1 protein-coding gene is annotated in these 1,135 nt (G+C 47.2%); it reads left to right on the top strand.

Annotated elements, in window-relative coordinates; all coding sequences use genetic code 11:
- Positions 1-228: 228 nt before the first annotated feature.
- A complete protein-coding gene (gene rsmG / locus QT974_RS34600; RefSeq protein WP_333472857.1) occupies positions 229-972 on the top strand; it encodes a 16S rRNA (guanine(527)-N(7))-methyltransferase RsmG in 744 nt (247 codons plus the stop codon).
- The last annotated feature ends 163 nt before the right edge of the window (positions 973-1,135 follow it).

Below are 1,135 nucleotides of genomic sequence, written 5' to 3'. Positions count from 1 at the left end.
GCGCAAGCAAATATGTTTGTAGGGGCGAAGCATGACCGCAGTCAATATGAGATTACAACTAATAAACTTATATGCGGTCATGCTTCGCCCTCTTCAACAGTGAGATGCACCCACGATGTCCGCCGGACGCCGACTGAAGAGAAGAGAAGAAAAAGGCGAATACAATTCGCGTCTATATAAATAAAGTCCGCCGACACGGACTGAAGAAAAGAGTGGAAATAGCATCTGATGAATGAGATTAAAATGTCTGTATTGCCGGAAATGAATGAGTTGTGGCAAAAAACGCTGAATTGGCAGCCGGATGAGTCGCAGCAACAACAATTTCAGCGGCTTTACGAGTTAATTGTTGAAGGCAATCGTTCCTTGAATTTAACTCGAATTACTGAACCTGTCGAGTTTTGGGAAAAACATTTGTGGGATTCTCTGAGGGGAATTACCAGACTGCTGCCACCTCATCACAATTCGGCTGAAAATGCCGAAATTCCCGCTGAGTCGCCGTTGAAAGCGATCGATATCGGGACTGGTGGCGGTTTTCCGGGGTTGCCGATCGCGATCGCCCTTCCACATTTATCAGTCACTCTCCTGGATTCAACTCGCAAGAAAATTACTTTCTTGGACACGATTTTGCCGTCTTTAGGGATAAAAAATGCTACGACTTTGCTGGGAAGATCCGATGAAATTGCCCGACAACCGCAGCACAGACAAGCTTACGATATTGCATTTCTGAGAGCCGTTGGAGCAGCTTCTCTGTGTGCTAAATACGGGCTGCCTTTCCTAAAAAATGGCGGTTTGGCGGTACTTTACCGGGGAAATTGGACGCTGGAGGAAGAGACAGAGTTGCAAAGTGCGATCGAGCGTTTGGGCGGTACGCTTGAGTCAGTTGAATCATTCACCACGCCTGCGAGTCAGGGCGCGCGCCACTGCGTTTACTTGCGGAAAACTGTACAGCAGTTCGATCGGCCCACTCGCTAGCTAGAGTTAATCTCATGTCCGCATTCACTACTTAATCGGTTTGTATTAAGGACTTCAGTCCTGGGATGGATGCGGACTAAAGTCCTCACTACAAACCTTATCTGATTCGGTGCATCTGGTTTTGGAAGAGGGCGAAGCATGACCGCATATAAGTTATTAGTTA

Source organism: Microcoleus sp. BM001215392 (assembly GCF_036700185.1).
In the GTDB taxonomy this organism is placed as follows: Bacteria; Cyanobacteriota; Cyanobacteriia; order Cyanobacteriales; family Microcoleaceae; genus Microcoleus.
Note: the sequence above shows the minus strand (reverse complement) of the source record. Positions and strands in the feature narration are given on the sequence as shown.